General features: G+C 34.5%; 17 protein-coding genes. 1 reads left to right on the top strand and 16 read right to left on the bottom strand.

Annotated features, from left to right (window positions below):
• Positions 1 to 51: 51 nt before the first annotated feature.
• From VKY41_RS00470 to VKY41_RS00440, 7 genes are all read right to left on the bottom strand, one after another.
• Positions 52 to 1,461, bottom strand: coding sequence for an efflux transporter outer membrane subunit (locus tag VKY41_RS00470; RefSeq protein ID WP_500812466.1), 1,410 nt, complete (start codon positions 1,459 to 1,461; stop codon positions 52 to 54).
• 5 nt (positions 1,462 to 1,466) lie between these two features.
• Positions 1,467 to 4,610: an efflux RND transporter permease subunit gene (locus tag VKY41_RS00465; RefSeq protein ID WP_500812465.1), complete on the bottom strand. Its 3,144-nt coding sequence runs from the start codon at positions 4,608 to 4,610 to the stop codon at positions 1,467 to 1,469.
• 8 nt (positions 4,611 to 4,618) lie between these two features.
• Positions 4,619 to 5,737 (bottom strand): efflux RND transporter periplasmic adaptor subunit, encoded by a 1,119-nt coding sequence (locus VKY41_RS00460; protein WP_500812464.1) that lies wholly within the window; start codon positions 5,735 to 5,737, stop codon positions 4,619 to 4,621.
• A gap of 1 nt (position 5,738) precedes the next feature.
• Entirely contained in the window at positions 5,739 to 6,248 is a 510-nt protein-coding gene (locus VKY41_RS00455) for a GbsR/MarR family transcriptional regulator (RefSeq protein WP_500812463.1), read from the bottom strand.
• Positions 6,249 to 6,350: 102 nt separating this feature from the next.
• The gene (gene pheS, locus VKY41_RS00450; RefSeq protein ID WP_500812462.1) at positions 6,351 to 7,370 is read right to left on the bottom strand and encodes a phenylalanine--tRNA ligase subunit alpha; all 1,020 of its coding nucleotides are present in this window, start codon (positions 7,368 to 7,370) and stop codon (positions 6,351 to 6,353) included.
• Positions 7,371 to 7,464: 94 nt separating this feature from the next.
• Complete coding sequence (locus tag VKY41_RS00445) at positions 7,465 to 7,872, bottom strand: lipocalin-like domain-containing protein (protein ID WP_500812461.1); 408 nt, start codon at positions 7,870 to 7,872, stop codon at positions 7,465 to 7,467.
• Between the two features lie 88 nt (positions 7,873 to 7,960).
• On the bottom strand, positions 7,961 to 8,317 hold the full coding sequence (locus tag VKY41_RS00440) for a hypothetical protein (protein WP_500812460.1): 357 nt from the start codon (positions 8,315 to 8,317) through the stop codon (positions 7,961 to 7,963).
• Between the two features lie 198 nt (positions 8,318 to 8,515).
• Here VKY41_RS00440 and VKY41_RS00435 point away from each other — a divergent pair, with 198 nt between their 5' ends.
• Positions 8,516 to 9,046 (top strand): CvpA family protein, encoded by a 531-nt coding sequence (locus VKY41_RS00435; protein ID WP_500812459.1) that lies wholly within the window; start codon positions 8,516 to 8,518, stop codon positions 9,044 to 9,046.
• 44 nt (positions 9,047 to 9,090) lie between these two features.
• Here the strand turns inward: VKY41_RS00435 and VKY41_RS00430 are convergent, their stop codons facing one another.
• From VKY41_RS00430 to VKY41_RS00390, 9 genes are all read right to left on the bottom strand, one after another.
• Positions 9,091 to 9,717, bottom strand: a complete 627-nt coding sequence (locus VKY41_RS00430; RefSeq protein ID WP_500812458.1) for a carbonic anhydrase — start codon at positions 9,715 to 9,717, stop codon at positions 9,091 to 9,093.
• Between the two features lie 202 nt (positions 9,718 to 9,919).
• On the bottom strand, positions 9,920 to 11,236 hold the full coding sequence (gene nhaA / locus VKY41_RS00425; protein ID WP_500812457.1) for a Na+/H+ antiporter NhaA: 1,317 nt from the start codon (positions 11,234 to 11,236) through the stop codon (positions 9,920 to 9,922).
• Between the two features lie 41 nt (positions 11,237 to 11,277).
• Complete coding sequence (locus tag VKY41_RS00420) at positions 11,278 to 11,526, bottom strand: hypothetical protein (protein WP_500812456.1); 249 nt, start codon at positions 11,524 to 11,526, stop codon at positions 11,278 to 11,280.
• Positions 11,527 to 11,641: 115 nt separating this feature from the next.
• Positions 11,642 to 12,391, bottom strand: coding sequence for a tetratricopeptide repeat protein (locus tag VKY41_RS00415; protein WP_500812455.1), 750 nt, complete (start codon positions 12,389 to 12,391; stop codon positions 11,642 to 11,644).
• A gap of 59 nt (positions 12,392 to 12,450) precedes the next feature.
• Positions 12,451 to 14,226 (bottom strand): BatD family protein, encoded by a 1,776-nt coding sequence (locus VKY41_RS00410; RefSeq protein WP_500812454.1) that lies wholly within the window; start codon positions 14,224 to 14,226, stop codon positions 12,451 to 12,453.
• Positions 14,227 to 14,301: 75 nt separating this feature from the next.
• Positions 14,302 to 15,159, bottom strand: coding sequence for a tetratricopeptide repeat protein (locus VKY41_RS00405; RefSeq protein WP_500812453.1), 858 nt, complete (start codon positions 15,157 to 15,159; stop codon positions 14,302 to 14,304).
• A gap of 113 nt (positions 15,160 to 15,272) precedes the next feature.
• Positions 15,273 to 16,310 (bottom strand): vWA domain-containing protein, encoded by a 1,038-nt coding sequence (locus VKY41_RS00400; RefSeq protein ID WP_500812452.1) that lies wholly within the window; start codon positions 16,308 to 16,310, stop codon positions 15,273 to 15,275.
• Positions 16,311 to 16,436: 126 nt separating this feature from the next.
• Complete coding sequence (locus VKY41_RS00395) at positions 16,437 to 17,441, bottom strand: vWA domain-containing protein (RefSeq protein ID WP_500812451.1); 1,005 nt, start codon at positions 17,439 to 17,441, stop codon at positions 16,437 to 16,439.
• Positions 17,441 to 19,123, bottom strand: coding sequence for a hypothetical protein (locus VKY41_RS00390; protein WP_500812450.1), 1,683 nt, complete (start codon positions 19,121 to 19,123; stop codon positions 17,441 to 17,443). Before VKY41_RS00390 ends, VKY41_RS00395 begins: the two co-directional genes overlap by 1 nt.
• Between the last annotated feature and the right edge of the window lie 6 nt (positions 19,124 to 19,129).

Raw genomic sequence — 19,129 nt, 5'->3', positions numbered from 1 at the left:
TATTTGTAATCCATCCATCAAATAAAAATTCGAGTTCCTTAACTTTCAGACTTATTGCCATCCTCCACCTAAGGATCTATATAAACGTACCGCAGATAACAATTGTTGTAGTTTATTATTGATGGAGTTAATTTCTGCTCGTAACACGCTTTCTCTAGCTGTTAATAAATCTAGATAATTTGCGTATCCGTTATCCAATAACTCTTCTGAATTGGTTTCAGCACGTCTAAGTGCTTCCACTTCGTTTTCACGGTATTCAAATTTATCCACTTCAGCTTGGTAGCTATACAAAGCATCTGAAACTTCTTTTCCGGCTATTAATAAGGTATTTTTAAAATTTAATAAAGCTTGCTCTTGTTTAGCTTGAGACACTTCGTATTGTGTTCTAACCTTACGTTGATTAAAGATAGGTTGCGTTAAACCTCCTACTAAATTAGCAAATAAGGAATTGGTATTAAACCAATTTTGAAATTCCATACTTTGAAAACCACCAGCCGCACTTAATGTTAATGATGGGTAGAAGTTTGATAGCGCTACATTGGTCAATTCAAACGATTGAATAAATTCACTTTCGGCAGCAATAACATCTGGTCTATTACGTAACAATAAATAAGGCACACCCAATTTCATTTCAGTAGTAATGGCTTGCTCGTCCAAGGTACTTCTTTCAAAGTGTTGTGGTTGCTTAGCCAACAAAATGCTTAAGGTATTTTCTAATTTAAAAATTTCTGCTTGCACTTCAATTTCTAAAGCTTTGGCATTATTGTATTGTGCCACGTTTTGGTCTACGGCCACTTGAGTTACCTGACCTGCATCCTTAAGCGCTTGAATTGTTGAAACTGTTTTTTCACGAGTTTCTACGGTTTCATTTAAAATTTTCAACTGTGCATCTAAAGCCACTAAACTATAATAAGTCGTTGCAATATTTTCAACAAGTCTAGTTTTTACGGCTTTATGAGCAGCAATACTTTTTAAATATCCCGCATGAAATGCTCGTTTGTTGCTTCTAATTTTTCCCCAGATATCAGCTTCCCAAGAAAGTGCTAGGACCGCATCGTAGTTTTCCATGGATCCACCACCAAACTGTCCGTTTTTAGACAGTTCTTGGTAAGCGGCAGACGCCTGTCCGTTTAGGGATGGTAAATAACCTGCATTTCCTTGTTTCATATAAGCTTCACCCGCCATAATTTGCTGTATGGCTATTCTAATATCGATATTATTTTGAAGGCCTTCTTCAATATATTGGGTTAAATATGGATCGGTAAACACCTCTTTCCAAGATACATCTGCCATGGACAGACTATCAGTTGGAAGGTTATCTGTACGATACAAGTTTTCAGTTTCGTCTTTTAATTCCGGTCTTTCATAGTCTTTAGCTACCAAACAACTTTGCATTGTTATGGCTAGCAATCCAAAAACCATAACTCTAGAAATCCATCTTTTATTTACAATTTTTTTCATCCTAATTATTCTTTAATTTCTTGATTTACGACTTTTGGAGCTCCAGTGATTTTTTCTTGTAACCATTGGAAAACAACAAACAGTACAGGAATAACAAAAACCCCAACAATAGTTCCAACTAACAATCCACCTACAGCTCCTGTTCCAATTGAGTTGTTACCCACAGCTCCAACTCCTTTTGCCAGCACTAATGGTGTAATACCCAAAATAAATGCAAAGGATGTCATTAAAATCGGACGTAATCTTACTTTAGCTCCATCGATAGCTGCCTCGACAATGGACAAGCCATTTTGACGTCTTTGAATAGCAAACTCCACAATTAATATGGCATTCTTTGCTAATAAACCTATCAACATAATTAATGCAATTTGGAAGTAAATATTATTTTCCAAACCAGCAAAATAAGTAGTTAAATAAGCTCCTGCAACTCCAACTGGTAATGAGAATATAATAACCAATGGAAGTAAATAGCTTTCGTACTGTGCAGCCAATAAGAAATAAACAAACATGATACTAATCAAGAAAATAATCGTTGACTGTCCTGCTGAGGCAATTTCTTCTCTAGTAATACCAGAGTAAGCCACTGAATAACCTTCTGGTAAATTGTTTTCTGCTAATTGGTCAATAGCCTTAATAGCATCACCGGAACTAAATCCAGGTGTTGCAGCACCATTGACTGTCACCGCATTAAATAAGTTGAAACGATTTACGGTTTGTGGACCATATACACGCTTAAAGGTAACATATTGTGAAATTGGTGTCATTTCTCCACTAGGCGTTTTAATTTGCATGCTATTTAAGCTAGACTCATCCACACGATCTTCCGGTAAAGCCTGCATATAGACTCTAAATTGCTTTCCAAAACGGCTAAAATCAGCTACATAATTCCCTCCAATATATCCTTGTAAAGCTGATAAAATAGCACTCGTTGAAATACCATTCTCCTCCGCTCTTTCCACATTGATATCTAATTCCAACTGTGGGAAATTGGTACTAAATGAGTTGGATGCATAAGCAATTTCCGGTTGTTGATTTAATAGTTTAACAAACTCGTTTGCTGCATCATCCAATTCAGTTAACGGTCTTGCATTTCTATCCATTAAACGCACTTCAAAACCATCGGCGTTACCAAATCCAGGCACACTAGGAGGCGTAAAAAAGATAATATTTGCATCAGGAATCATGGCTGATTTTTGAAACAACTGACCTATAATGGCCTGTACAGAAGTTGCATCGGTTTCACGATTTTCCCAATCGTCAAGAATAATGAAGCCCATGGCATTAGAACTACCTTCACCGGAGAAAAAGTTTCTACCGCTAATAAACGAAGCTCCTTTAATTCCTTCTACCTCATCAACTACATTTTTTAAAGCCTCATTGACTTCAAATGTTCTATCTAAGGACGAACCTGGAGGTAATTCCGCATTCATGAAGATAATCCCTCTATCCTCAGCAGGAACAAACCCTGTTGGTATCATTTTGTCTGCTGCAATAATTCCAAATATACTTAGGGCTAAAATAACCAAGGTTATCCATTTGTATCTTATTAAAAAGCCTACGGATTTCGTATATTTTGCTGTTGTTGCATTAAATCCTACGTTAAATGCCGCATAAAAACGTTGCAAATACGATTTCTTTTTGCCATCATCCTCTTTATGTGGTTTTAAGAAAATAGCACATAAAGCAGGCGTTAAGGTTAAGGCGTTTACAGCCGAGATAAAAATAGCGATCATTAAAGTAACCCCAAACTGCTCATAAAAAACTCCTGAAGGACCTTTTATGAAAGTAATTGGGATAAATACCGCCATCATTACCAAAGTAATAGAAATAATAGCTCCAGTAATTTCGCTCATGGCAGAAATTGATGCCTTTTTAGCGTTATCGTAGCCCTCTTCTAATTTGGCGTGAACGGCTTCTACAACCACAATCGCATCATCCACCACAATACCAATGGCTAGAATTAATGCAAATAAGGTTAAAAGGTTTATGGAGTAGCCTAAAATATTTAAGAAAAAGAAGGTACCAATAATTGATACAGGCACTGCAATTGCAGGTATTAACGTAGATTTAAAATCTTGTAAAAAGACAAATACCACAAGGAATACCAATAAGAAGGCTTCTAATAAGGTGTAAACTACTTTATCAATAGAAGCTGTTAAAAACTTGTTGGTATCGTAGTTAATCAAGTAATCCACTCCTTCTGGGAAATCTTTTTTAAGCTCTTCTAACTTTTTATAAATGTCCTCAATAATTTCTTGAGCATTAGAACCTGGTGTTTGGAAAACTCCAAAGTTTACAGCTGAATTTCCATTTGTTTTTGATATTGAAGAATAAGAAAAGGCATCTAATTCCACTTTTGCTACATCTTTAACTCTTAGAAACTGTCCATTTCCTAGAGCTTTAATAACGATGTCCTCATATTCTTTAGCTTCCTTATACCGTCCTTTATACTTTACAACATATTCAAAAGACTCCCCAGCATTCTGTCCAAAAGAACCTGCAGCAGCTTCTTTACTCTGCTCGTTAATAGCTTTGGTAACATCTCTCGGCTCAATTTTATAGGCCGCCATTTTATCTGGATCTAACCAAATACGCATCGAGTAATCTTTAGCTCCAAAAACGTTTAAAGCTCCTACCCCATTAATACGTTGTATTTCTGGTTTGATATTAATATTTAGATAGTTTTGAATAAACGTATCGTCATATTCCGGATTTGTAGAATATACTGCAGCAAATAATAAGGCTGAGTTTTGTTGCTTTTGTGTAATTACTCCTGCACGTATTACCTCTGCTGGCAATAAAGCATTTGCTCTAGCTACTCTGTTTTGCACGTTAACAGCTGCGATGTCGGCATCGTAGCCTTGTTCAAAAAACACTTGAATGGTAGCACTACCAGAGTTACTAGCAGTTGAAGTAATATAGGTCATTCCTTCCACCCCGTTAATTTGCTCTTCAATAGGAACCACCACACTTTCCAGGATGGTTTCTGCGTTAGCTCCAGGATAACTAGCATTAACTTGAACGGTTGGAGGAGCAATATCTGGATATTGTGTCACCGGTAATTGAGAGAGACCCAAAACACCTAAAATAACGATGATGATGGATATTACCGTAGATAATACTGGTCTTTCAATAAATTTTTGTATCATAATAAAGCTTATTTAAAGACTGTTTGAAATGAATTAACAATACTATCTAATGGTTTTAACATAGGTTTGATTTTAGTTCCAGGACCTACTTTATTAAGACCTTTAGCCAAAATGGTTTCACCTACTTCAACGCCATTCTCTAAAATATATAAACGACCTGCATTTTTAAGAATTGTCACAGGTTTGTTTACCAGAGAATCATTAACTACTGAATAAACAAAAGTTTTACCTTGTCTTTCAAACGTTGATTCAGATGGAATTACTATTACATTTTCAAAGCTTTTAGGAACTAAAATAGTCCCACTACTTCCGTTTCTAAGTAAGCCCATTGCATTATCAAATTTGGCTCTAAAAGTTATGGTTCCTGTTTGGGTATTGATATCCCCATTAATAGTTTCTATTTTTCCAGGTTTTTCATATAGTTGTCCATTTGCAAGACGTAATTTCACTTCTGGAAGTTTCTCTAATTTCTCTTCAGCTGTTTCTCCTTTAGCCTCCGCCATAAAGGAAATAAATTCTTTTTCGTTCATAGAGAAATAAGCAAACACCTCGCTAATTGCCGAAACGTTAGTTAATGGCAATGGATCTTGAGCACTAACTAAGGACCCAACTCGGTGATTTATTGAACCCACAACCCCATCCACTGGACTCTTAATATTTGCATAATCTATACTAGCATTAATACTATTATAGGCACTTTGTGCTTGTAATAATTGAGCTTTTGCGGTTTCCAATTGCACTGGGCTAATAATGTTTTTATCAACCAAAGGCTTTAATTTATTCACCTCTACTTGAGCTGCATTTACACTAGCTTTTGCGGCATTAGCATCTTGACTTAAAGATTGTGTTTCTAACCTAAATAATAGCTGTCCTTTTTTAACACTTTCTCCCTCTTTTACTAACACCTCTTTTATATAACCTGCAACCTTTGGGCGCACCTGGTTATTTACTTTTCCTTCTATAGTGGCTGGGAAGTTATCATAAGTAATGACATCTTGTTTCTCAACCTTTACAACCGGATACGGCATAACGTAGGCTGGTTTTTGTTCTGCTTGTTTTTTACCACAGCTCGTTAGTACTAATACCAAAGCACATGGAATAAGGATGTTTAATGCGTTTTTTTTCATTTTAGGGTTGCGTTTTAATGTTGTTGGCTACTATTCTTTTTTTTAAATCTGAAATAGATGCAATTGCCGATTTTAAAAATTCTATGTATTTATCGTGAAATGTTAAATCGAATTCAAGCTCATTCGTTGTTGTTCCTGCTTGATTTACTTGTAATTTATATGATGAAATTTCTTGATGAAGACTTTTTTCTAATTCCCATTGCGCTATCATGTTTTCAATATTCTGTAAGAAATTAGCAGAATTGATAATGAAATACTTTTTCCTGTCTCCAGTTTTAGTAAAATAAGTTATTTTATCTAAACTTTGTAAATGGGTTAAATGGGTAGAGATGGTGCTTTTACTTGCACATAAATTGGACACCAAATCTTCGAAGGTAGTCCCTACTTTTCCTGTAAGAATAATATAAGCTAAAATACGCGCAGCCACGGGCGCAAGGTTCTCCTTGCTCTCGAAGTGCACCCCTAGCTTTTCAACTAATTTATATTTTTCTTTCAATAATTTCGCCTCCATTATTACGGATTTTCCTGCAAAGATACAGTAAGTTCGGAAACAACCGAACCAAGCGAAGTTAAAAAATTGTTAAATACTATTAACTAATAGATTGAGATGGATTTAAAGCGCTGATTTAAATTGATCTAGAAAGCGTATGTCATTTTCACTTAAAAGTCGGATATCGCTAATTTGATGTAATAGCATGGCTATTCTATCGATACCTACACCAAAGGCGAATCCAGAATATTCTTTCGGATCTATTTGACAGTTTTCTAGGACATTCGGATCTACCATACCGCACCCACCAATTTCCAACCAACCAGTTCCTTTGGTTATTCGATAATCGGATTCGGTTTCAAGTCCCCAATAAACATCTACCTCAGCACTTGGCTCAGTAAATGGAAAATAAGAAGGACGCAGTCTGATTTTAGATTTCCCAAACATTTCAGTTGTAAAATATTGAAGCGTTTGTTTTAAGTCGGCAAAACTCACATTTTTATCAATGTATAAACCTTCAACTTGATGGAAAAAGCAATGAGAACGCGATGAAATAGCTTCATTTCTATAGACTCTACCAGGGGAAATGGTTCTAATAGGAGGTTTATTATTTTCCATATAACGCACTTGTACCGAACTGGTATGTGTACGCAATAAAATATCCGGATTGGTTTGAATAAAGAAGGTATCCTGCATATCTCTTGCTGGATGATATTCTGGCAAATTTAAGGCTGTAAAGTTGTGCCAATCATCCTCAATTTCAGGACCTTCACTTACATTAAAACCAATACGAGAAAAGATTTCGATAATCTGATTTTTAACGATAGATATAGGGTGACGAGCACCAATTTCAATAGGTTCGCCAGGGCGAGACAGATCGCCATAAACGCCTTTAACTTCTTCTTTACTTTCAAGTTCTTCCTTTAAAGATTGAACTTTATCCTCAGCTGTTTTTTTAAGAGCGTTAATAATTTGACCAAACTCTTTTTTCTGGTCGTTAGCAACGTTTTTAAACTCAGCAAAAAAGTCGTTTAAAAGACCTTTCTTTCCTAAAAATTTTATTCTAAAAGCCTCAATTTCCTCTTTGGACTGTGCTTGGAAGTGTTCTGCTTCTACAATAAGTTCTTTTATCTTATCTATCATGATCTGTTTAAAAATGAGTGCAAATTTATGAATTTAAAACACAAAAAACTCCTTGAAGCAAGGAGTTTTTTTGTATTAAAATTAATCTATCTTATTATTGTCTAATAAAAACATCTCGGTAAACAACTCCATCAAAGACCTCATCAAGGTACATTCTATTATCTTCAAATTTAATTTCTTGAACAAATGTATCTCCTTCACTGGTTGTTGAATACATGCCATTACCTAAATTTTCCCAAGTTCCGGATGTCGTCTCAACAAGCTCACAAGCATCTGCTGAATTCCCATCATAAACTTTCGTAGTAAAAGTGCCATTAGCAGAAATCGTAATACGAGTTTCATAATCACATGGACCTAGTTGCACCTCTACATCATCTTCATAAAATTTATAATACTTCCAATTTCCTATAAATTGATCTTGGGATGCCGCCGCATCGTCATCACTACTACAAGAAGTGAATGTTAGTGCTAATACACTGAATAATAAAATTAGTTTTTTCATGATTTAATTATTGATTATTTAAAATTAAGTCGCGAAACTAATTTTTTTTTAAAAAAAATCAAAATTTTCATTTTTAAATGAAAATTCACTATTCTATATATTTAGATTCTAAGAAATAATTAACAATGGCCTCTTTCATTAATACACTTTGTTCCCCCGCTTTTAGTACTGGCAGTTGTTCCTTAGTAATATAGTGTGGCCAGCCTTCATCATCAAAATAATCAAATTCATAATATCCGTAAGGTTCTAAGAGCCTACAAATAGCAATATGCATTAAATCTAGTTTATGGTCTTTTTTAAATTTTCTATCAAATTGGCCCAATTCCTGGACGCCAATTAAATAAATAATTGCATCTAAATCCAGAGGATCTCCATCTGCAAATTGTTTGGATAGTTTATGGACAACTAGTTCCCATCTACTTTTTAATTGTTCGTCTCTTGACATGTATATTTCCTATAAAAACAGGAGTCTGTTAGTTTAACTTAAAAATAATTCCCGCAAAGTTAAGTTATATTTACAGAAATAAAGAATTTCACAAAACGCTAAATTTATTAATTTTAGTCCCTCAGAATGAGTTGAAATAAGTAGTTTTGGGTGTTTTCCTACCAAAAAGAAAAGGAAGCAAGTTCTAAAATTATAAGTATGGGTGTTATAGACATTGTTTTATTGGGCTTTATATTGCTTGGATTGGTTCGCGGGTTTCTAAAAGGATTCTTTGTTGAAGTTGCCTCTTTAGTTGCTTTAATAGCTGGTATTTACGGCGCTATCCATTTTAGTTTCTACGCTGCCGAGATGCTTTCAGAAAAAGTGGAATGGGATGAGAAAACCATCAACGTTACAGCGTTTGCAATTACATTTGTAGTCATTGTAGTTGTTATTTCACTAGCTGGGAAGGCTTTAACCAAACTGGCTGATTTTGCTGCCCTAGGCATTGTAAATAAACTTTTAGGAGCTTTATTTGGCGCGTTAAAAATTGGTTTGATTTTAAGTGTTCTCCTCAATGTATTTCACAAATTAAACACAAGCATTACTTTTCTTGACGAGGCGCATACTGAAGGTTCCATGCTATACGAACCGGTAAAATCTGTAGCTCCTTCAATTTTTCCTTTTGTCATTAAGTCTGAAAAGGAAGCTTCTTTAGAAACAGAACATCATCCAAACCCTGAAGAATAGAAAAGCTTATAAAAAAAGCCACTTTAAAAGTGGCTTTTTTTTTATTATTCTAAACGATAAATTTCTCTAATATCTTCTAAGTATTTATCGAAATCTATTTTAAGGTCTATTAATTTTCCTGTATGCACATCGAATACCCAACCGTGCACTTCCAGTCCATTATGTTTAATCCCTTTTTGTACGGCTGCCGTTTTAATTAAATTTACACACTGTTCCTGTACATTTAATTCTATTAGTTTGTTATAACGTGCCTCATCACAACTAATTTTATTTAGCTCTTCTCGATGGATTCTGTAAACATCTCTAATATTACGCAACCACGGATTTAAAATTCCTAAATCGGCTGCTTGCATAGCGGCTTTTACTCCTCCACAACCATAATGTCCACAAACTATCACGTGTTTTACACCCAGTTGATTTACTGCATAGTTAATAACCGACATGACGTTTAGATCGATACTGATAACCATATTAGCAATGTTTCTGTGTACAAACACATCACCAGGACCTAGACCCATTAATTCTTCGGCTGTCACACGACTATCTGAACATCCAATAAAAAGTAATTCCGGATTTTGTCCATCCCCCAATTCTGTAAAGTAATCAGGATTAAGGGCTAGTTTATCTTTAACCCATTGCTCGTTGTTCTTAAAAACTTGATCTAATTTCATCGTAAGTGTTTTGTTTTATCTTAAAAGACCGTTGCGAACTATTCTTTTAAAATATTGGCTAAAATTAGCTAAAAATGCTTGAAAAAGGACGAATTAATTTCATTTAGCTAAAAACACAAATGAAATCGGCTAACAATCAAATTCTTAATTATTGAAATTCACAAGCTACACCACCCCTAACTACTTAGATTTCCTTTAAAAACTAAACTGGATTTACCTTAGAAGTCCGTTTTGCATTGTATAATAAAATAAAATAACCAATAACTGCAGAGATAGCAGAACCCATTAAAATTCCGATTTTAGCAGAATCTACGGACTTCAAATCACCTTCAAAAGCCAAACTAGCAATAAAAATGGCCATGGTAAACCCTATTCCCGCTAAAAATGACACTCCAACAATATGAGTTTTATTTATATCTGCTGGTATGGTAATTATTTTTAATTTTTGAGAGACAAGCACCACCGTGGTTACCCCAATAAAATTACCCACAATAAGACTTAACATAAGGTGAATAATTAAGTCCCAGTCTAATCCATGTCCACTATTAAATGACACTCCGGCATTTGCCAATGCGAAAATTGGAATAATTACAAAGGCTACCCAATCGTGTAATCTATGTTCTAATTGTTGTAATGGAGACTGATATTTAGTAGCCCAAGTTTGGAGATTATCTATTTCATAAATCTGTTCTTTGGAAAGAATAGATTTCTGAAGTACCGAAGCTGATTTTAAGTTTTTCGTGATTGTTTCCAGATACTCAATAAAGGATTTTGTGGAAATATTTTGTTGGATTGGCACTGAAAAAGCTAGTAAGATTCCGGCCAAAGTAGGGTGAATTCCAGATTTTAGGAATAAAACCCAAATTACAATTCCAAAAATTAAGAATGTGTATTTTAAATAAAGACCTTTATGCGAAAGAAAATACATTACGGCTAATATTGCAAAAGCAATTAGCAGCAGGTTTATTTCAAGATTACCACTATAAAAAATAGCAATAACCAATACCGCTCCAATATCATCCACAATAGCAAATGCCATTAAAAACAGTTTCAAACTCAGTGGCACTCGATTTCCTAACACGTTTAATACAGCCAAAGCAAAAGCAATATCTGTAGCCATAGGCACCCCCCAACCGTGGGCTGTGTTTGGGTCTTCGTTAAGAAGCACATAAACTAAGACAGGAAACGCCATACCTCCAATAGCACCTACTAAAGGAAAGGCCACCTTTTTGGCCGAATTAAGTTCACCAATTAAAAACTCCCTTTTAATTTCCAAACCAATTAAAAAGAAGAAAATAGCCATTAATCCATCGTTAATCCAAAGAATTAAAGGTTTGTTTACTTCAAAAGATTCGCTTGTAAAACCAAGTTTATAATTCCATATTTCTTGATAAACATGACTCCATGGCGAGTTAGCCCAAATTAGAGCTAAAAGTGTTGCTCCTAGTAATAAAAATCCACTTAGGCTTTCAATCTTAATATACTTTTGTATAGGGGAGAAAATGGCTTTTTTAATCATATATTTATGGTCTTATGTTGACTTAGGTAAAACCTAGTATTTTAAATATTGCATTCTATAATTGGCGGAATCATCTTTGTTTCCAAGTCATACGCCACTAATTTTTCTAAGCAATGATATTTTGTTTGAAGCCTTAAAATACTTAATGTGGAGTTATAAACGAAGGAAAAAGGGGTGCTTTTTTGTTTCGCCACACCGTTACCGACTTTTCTTTCCTCCTCAATCCCATTAAAAAGCACCGAGATATCTAAAAATTTATCTAACACATTCCTAATCAAAGGCGTTGCCATTAGAATGGTGATAATTAAGGTAAAATAAATTGAAATTGAAACTTCATTCATTCAATATCATAAAAACGAACGCCAAATATACAATTTTGTAAAATTTCCTAATGTTAAATTAACATTAAAGTGCTTTAATATCTTCTTTACTAATCCAACCTATTTTACCATCTGAAAGTTTAATTTTCTTCCAGTTGTTCACGGTATCCAAGATTTGAACTTTGGTTCCTTCATGCAAAATAAAAGCTTCTGAACTTCGTAAATTAGGCTCGCTTTTAACTTGGCTTTCTTGAACAAAAACAATAGCAGGTCTATCACTTTCATCTAGACTGTGTTTATGAAATGCCAAAGTCAAGGTAAGGCAGGTTAAAATCAAGAAAGTCATACTAGCCACAAACGACAAGCGCTTTTTATTTGTTGAATAGGAGAAATAATAACTTAAGAACATCACAACAAAGAGCACAATAAAGCCGATGGATATTTTTGCCCAAGTATCAAAACTATAGGTATTGGTAAGATTTTTTGTAAATCGGGAAAGCCCAACTTCTGGTACCGTACCAATTGCATCTATGGTCATGTTTTTAGCAAAGGCTGCATTGTTTTTGATTTCCTTATCGTTTGGTGCAAGCTGCAAGGCTTTTTCATAATAATAAATGCTAGGTGCAATATGGTTTAATTTATAGTGCGCATTTGCTAAATTGAAATACAAAGCTGCGGAGTGTTCTCCATTTTCTAAAATAGTCTCGTATTTTAAAATGGCTTGTTCGTATTCTCCGTCGTTATAAAGTGCGTTTCCTTGATCAAACAATGAGGTGTTTTGAGCAAAGCACACGCTTGAAAATATAAAAAGTACGCTATAAATTATCTGTTTCATTGTTTTCTAAAAATAAGAATTCCTATTAGGTTTTATAAGAAGCTGTCTATATGGAATCGTTATTTACTTTGTTTATCAATTTCTGAAATTGTTTTAGCCGCCTGTTCATAGTCTTGCTCCATTTTCACATTGGTCATAGGTGAATAACGTGCTAAATTACAGTTCTCCAGAATTTCGGTAAACTCCAAAACAACTGCCTTATCAACTTGTCTTTCTATCAATAAGGTTTCAATCCTATCTTTACTCATTTCACTAGTTTCAATATGCAATTTGGCTTTTAGATAATTATGTAAGGCTTTTTCCAAGGCTACATAGAAAGCATCTTTATTCCCTAAGGCTTTTTTGGCTTCGCCTAAATAACGTCTGGACAGTTTATCAGCTTTTCTAATCTTATTACCAAAAACATCAGCATCTCGAACTTGTTTTTTCTTTCTGACAACAATAGCTAATGGGATGGCTAAAAGCGGCAACAATAAGCTTGTCCAAAATCCTGTAGTTTTAAAGAAATACTTAGTGTTTACAGATTGTAAATTAGTATCTGTTTTAATAAAAGCAAATTGTTGATTACTAACTACAACCGGTTGTTTTCCACTATTAACATTGGCAATATTATTATCTGAAGCCGTAGTATTTGTTGGTCCTTCCAATACGTTAATTACTATTTCTCCAGAAGAAATTTGCTTGTATGACTCTGTTTTTAAATCGAAATAAGAGAATGAAATACTTGGGATTGGATACTTGCCTTTGTATTGTGGTACAACGGTATAACTATCTGAAATACTTCCTTGCATCCCACCTAAATTGGTAACTACATTCTCTGCGTGCTCTGGCTCGTAAACCTCTAATGAGCTAGGTAATGCAAGCTTTGGAAGTTGAAACAACCTTAAATTTCCTTTTCCTTTTACTTCCACTCGAGCCTGTAGAGACTCAGATGCATTTAATTCAGATTTTGTAGTAATAACATTGAATTCGAAATCGCCAACTGCTCCTGTAAAATCGGCTGGTTTCCCTTCTATAGGTAATGGTTTAACATCAATGGTTCTGCTTCCTGCTGAAACTGTTTTATGCGCTTGCGCCATTAATCTTGAACCAAAAATATCTCGTCTGTTTGTTGGAACTTCTACGGTAATATCTAAACTTAAAGGCTCTATTTCCAGCTTCCCTGTTTTCTGTGGATATAGCACTGTTTTTCTTAAAACCACAAATCTATAATCCTCCCCTTTATAAGTACCATTTTGCACCTGTAGACCTTTAATATCTATATTCTGACTCCAAAAATCATTAAATTTTGGATTATCTATTTCCCTCCAATTACTGACTCCTGTATTTGGTGCCACATACAACTTATAAACCACAGTTATGGCTTCGTTTAAATAAGGGTTGGTTTTAGACACCTCAGCTACCAAGTGAATGTTATTAGATGCAATGGCATCTGGATTATTATCATCGTTTGGTCTATCTACAGCAGCAGTAACTACGACTGTTTGAGGGGTGGTTTTATAAATATCTCCATCAATTTCGATAGTGGCTTGATTTATAGTAAAAGACCCTCTTTGTTTTGGTGAAAGAAAGTAACTATATGTTTTTTTATACGTTCTTTTTCCATTTATCCAAGATGTACTAACAGCTTGATTCGGTCCTCCAACAACATTAAACCCATCAAAATTTGGAGGGTTAAAGTTGTCACCGTCTTTATTCATTTCAAAATCGATGCGCAACCTTTCATTAATACCCAATTTCTTTTTGCTTAGTTTCGCCTCAAAGGTAACTTGAGCACTAGCTATGCTTGTACTTAAAACTATTAGAAATAAAGTTATGTATTTTATAAATTTCATATTAATAAACCCTTTTTTATTGTTGGACACTATTCCATAAAAGGATGTTTTTTTAATGATTGCTTTCTGTTTTAACTACCAATCTTTATCCGTTTCTATTCTCTCACCTCTTTGCTTCTCGGCGTTCATTTTCTGTTGAACTTTTTGCTCTTGATTATTCATAGCTTCTAACAAGTTTTTAACTTGTTGTGGTGAAAGTTGTCCAGGCTTTGGTTGCGACTCTTGTTGATTTTCGTCTTTATTGCCTTGGTCTTTTTTATCCTCATTAGGCTTTCCTTCGTTTTCTTTCTGGTCGTCTCCTTCCTTCTTATCCTGATCGCCTTGGTCTTTATTTTCGTCCTTGTTATCTCCTTGGTCTTGATTCTTTTCCTCCTGCTCCTCTTCTTGTTCTTCTTGGCTTTGATCTTTATTCTGGTCTGGGTCCTTATCTCTATTCTCGTCGTCCTTGTTCTCGTCTTCTGGATCATCTTGTTGTTGATCGGCACATTCTTTAGCTAAACCGAAATTATAACGAGTCTCATCGTCTGTAGGATCGTTTCTTAATGCGTTTTTATATGCCTCAACAGCTTCTTTACAACGTTTTTCCTTCATTAATATATTCCCAATATTATGAAAAGCTCTATGTTTTTCTTCTTTTGAAGTGGCATTTTTTACTGCTTGCTGCAAACGGAACAAGGCTTCAGTATAGTTTTCGTTTTGGTAATATGAAGTCCCTAAGTTGTATGCTCCAACTACAGATGAAGCCTGCTCTGAAAGCGCTTTTCTATACGCCATTTCTGCAGCAACAAAATCGTCGTTAACTTTTTCATTGCCTTCATACACATAATTATTCGCCTTTTTCAAAGCCAATAAAGCCTCCTTGTCTTTACCATTATCTTGGGCAAAGCTGGAAACAGATATGAAGGTCAATATATAAACAAATACATATTTCATTTAAATTCTAATCTCTTTTTTAGCAACCTCTAAGATATAAAACGGATACACGCTTGATAGTTAAAGGTTTTATAAAATTTGTTAGTTAGGTAGAACTACTAAAAATGACACAATTATAAGTTCTCGTTGAATAAATTTAGCTTCTTTAGCCACGATGTTTTTCTGTCTAATAAAAAGATGTCTATGAATAAAAGCGCCAGGGCAAAGGCTAAAAACCATTGAAATTGGTCTTTAAAATCGGCAAATTGTTTCGATTCAAATTCGGTTTTATCCATTTTATTTAAAACATCTCGAACGGTTTCAACTACCTCATTGGTATTTCGTCCGTTAATATATAGACCATCTGCCTCATTAGCAATGGCTATTAAGTTTTCTTCGTCTAATCGTGTAATCACCGTTTCGCCGTTAGAATCTTTTTTATAGCTTGAAATTATTCCATTACGCTTAATAGGAATTGGGCCTCCCTTAGTTTGCCCCACTCCAATTGTAAAAATCCTAATACCTTCGTCATAGGCTTCTCTTGCCGTTTTTACAGCACCTTCTTCATGATCTTCACCATCAGAAATAATAATTAATACCCGATTGGTTTGCTCCTCATCGTCAAAATAAGTTTTCGATAGTTCTATGGCTTCGCTGATGGCTGTTCCCTGGGAGGATATCATATCTGTATTCATATTCTGCAAGAACATTTTTGCAGCGGCATAGTCTGTAGTAATTGGTAATTGCGGGAAGGCTTTTCCAGCATAAGCAATAATTCCAACTCGATCGCTAGCCAAATTATTAATGATTTGGGTTACCAATTGTTTGGTTTTATCTAATCTGTTTGGCTCAATATCTTCGGCCAACATACTTTTTGAAACGTCAATAGCAAAAACAATATCTACCCCTTCACGTTTTACCGTTTCTAGTTTTGTACCAACCTTGGGATTTACCAAGGCTATAGATAAAGAAGCTATAGCCAAGCAAATAATGCTTAGTTTTAAAATACTTTTAAAAAGAGATTGATTTGGACTCAGTCTTTTTAGAAGTTCCTTATCGGCAAATTTCTTTTGGGTTTGGCGTTTCCATAGTTGAAGCACCAAAAAGAATAGGATTATTACTGGAATAACCGCTAATACCCAAAACCATATTTTTTCTTCTAATTGATACATTTTTATAAAAATTCCAACATTAAACTAACATAACTTTCTTGTTAGCTAGTATTCCTTTTCTTATTTAATTTCTTAAAGAGCCGTTGTTTAGTTTCTTTGGACAAGATGGAAAACAACTGGTCGCTATTACACAAAACTTCTGAAAACGGTAAACCTCAATAACAATTCAAATAGCAATAAAATCCCTGCTAATAAAACTAGAGGTCTAAATTTTTCTTGGTAATTGTAATATTTAAATTCTTCAATGTCTGTTTTTTCCAGGGTATTGATTTCCTCGTAAATTTCGGCTAACTTCTTATTATCGGTGGCTCTGAAATATTTTCCACCTGTAACATCGGCTATTTCCTTTAACAATTTTTCGTCAATTTCCACTTGTGCCCTACCGTATTGAAAATCTCCGTTTGGCAATATTGCCATTGGAGTTAAAGCCATCCCATTTGTTCCTAGTCCGATGGTATATGTTTTTATACCAAACTCTACAGCCAATTCACTAGCTGTTCTAGGCTCAATAAATCCTGAATTATTAACCCCGTCCGTGAGCAGGATAATAATTTTACTTTTAGCCTGGCTATCTTTTAACCGGTTTACTGAAGTTGCCAAACCCATTCCAATGGCTGTACCCCCTTCAATAGTCGTGGTGTATTTTATATCGTTCAAAGCGCGAAGCACTAAAGCTTTATCGCTAGTAATTGGTGTTTTTGTGTAACTCTCTCCTGCGTATTCAACCAGTCCAATTCTATCGTTAGGTCTGTCTTTTATAAACTGTGCTGCTACCACTTTTAAGGCTTCAAGTCTGTTTGGTTTTAAGTCTTTTGCCAACATACTAGCTGAAACGTCTATAGCCATAACAATGTCTATTCCTCGTGTGGTTTTTGTTCTTGTGGACACATCAACTGTACGAGGTCTGGCTAAGGCCGTAATTATTAAGGCTAGGACCAACAAGCGTATAACAAAAAGAGCATGTTTTAATTTTGGTAAAATTGAACTCCTAGTTTTAAAACCTTTTAAACTAGATATTTTTAGCTCGGCCGTTTGTTTACTGAATTTAAATATATACCAAAGCAGAGCTATAGGCAGTAATAAAAACAACCAGAAATATTCTTTATTTACAAATTCAATTCCTTCAAACATTATTGATCTGTTTTTTTAAGCTCTATTGAATTAATAACTCTTTCAGAAATTTGTTCTGCATAGGTATCCCCTGTTTTCCAAATCAGTAAAATTTGTTGCAATACCACTTTATTTTCTGACACAAATTGGAGCAACACATAATTTCCTTCATAATAACCATCAGAATTAGATTTTGGAATATTTAATGTACCAAAGGTTTTTAATCCTTGTGCGCCATTTGGTGTTGAGTATTCTTCTTGTTTTACAAAAATATCAGCAACCCCATTTCTTTCAAGATTATTGATAGCTTCAGCAGCAACTATTTGTAAATCGATATCTTTCTTTTCAGCATCTTGACCTTGATTTTCAAAGGTTGTAGTACTTACATTAATATGAATATTGTCTTGTATTGAACCATAACTAAAAGCTGAAGTTTTTACCTGCGTTTTAATTTCTTCTGAAACCGTTGGATTCTCACGTTTTAATACCACAGGAGTAGAAATATCTATTGGTGGCACACCATACTCACTTCGCACCCATTTTCCTTCTAACAACTCTTTACTTTCATTACCAAGGATGGTATCGGTTACATATCCAAAGCCATATTTCATTCCAAAACCTACAAAAACAGCTATCAATACTAAAACGGCTACTAGACTTGTTACAACTATTTTTCTACGTTTCTTTTTACGTAGTTGTTCTGTTTTATATTGTTCGTCTAGAAGTTTTTCTTCTTCAGTTGGTTCTGGAAGCACTTCTTTAACGTGGTCTAATTCTATATCAATAGTATTTCTATCTAATTTAGCCAACTCAATATCAGGAGCAGATTTAGCGAATTTCACCAAATCGGCACGTTTAAAAATACTCTCTAAATTTTTAAGCGTTTCTGTACTTAAATCTATTTGATTGCCTTCTTTTAAAAGATTCAATCTTGAAATCAGTTCATCTGTGGTACTTTCCAAGGCACGATCGTACACTTTTTCATCTATATATCTTCTAATAGCAAGGGTTAGCTCTGAATAGTATTCTTTCAGTTCGGCGTTTTCTAAATAGTTACTTTCGTCTAACTTTTTTAAAGCTAATTTGGCTCTTTCATAAGGAGGTAATAAGGCAATTTCCTCTTCTTCGGTTAATGGTTTTTTTCGCCATATAAACCAATACAACAAAGCTCCAACTACAATTAAAATTCCAATTATTAGTGCTAGGGTTTTCCACCAACCTCCCGACGTTTTTTCAACTTTTATAATTGGTTTAATATCGTATAAACCTTGTTTGGTTGAATCTACTTCAATAGAATTTACAATAACTTTTAACGAATCTGTAAAAAAGGCTTTATCTCCAATAAGAACTTTTTGTCTTGGAATCGCATATTTACCGGAATCGAACTGCGTTAAACCGTATTTTTTTACAAGAAGAAATTTGGTGTCTTTTTTTGTGGTGTCTACTTCAAAAGATTCAATCATTTCTAGAGGTAAAAAGGTTTGGCCTTCCGGAAAAACCACCAAGTCTAATGAATCTACCTCCACCTCAATATTATAAATTATCTGTTCGCCAATTTTAATGGCTGTGGAGTCTACGGAAGTTGAAATGTCTTGCGAAAAAGAAACGAAAGAACAAAAAACAAAGAACACAGAAAACAGGCTCAAAGCTTTATGATTAAAGCTTGAACTAGAACATTTCTTATATCTAAAATCGTTAATCATAAATCG

It is taken from the genome of Xanthomarina sp. (assembly GCF_035306605.1).
Lineage (GTDB): Bacteria > Bacteroidota > Bacteroidia > Flavobacteriales > Flavobacteriaceae > Xanthomarina.
Note: the sequence above shows the minus strand (reverse complement) of the source record. Positions and strands in the feature narration are given on the sequence as shown.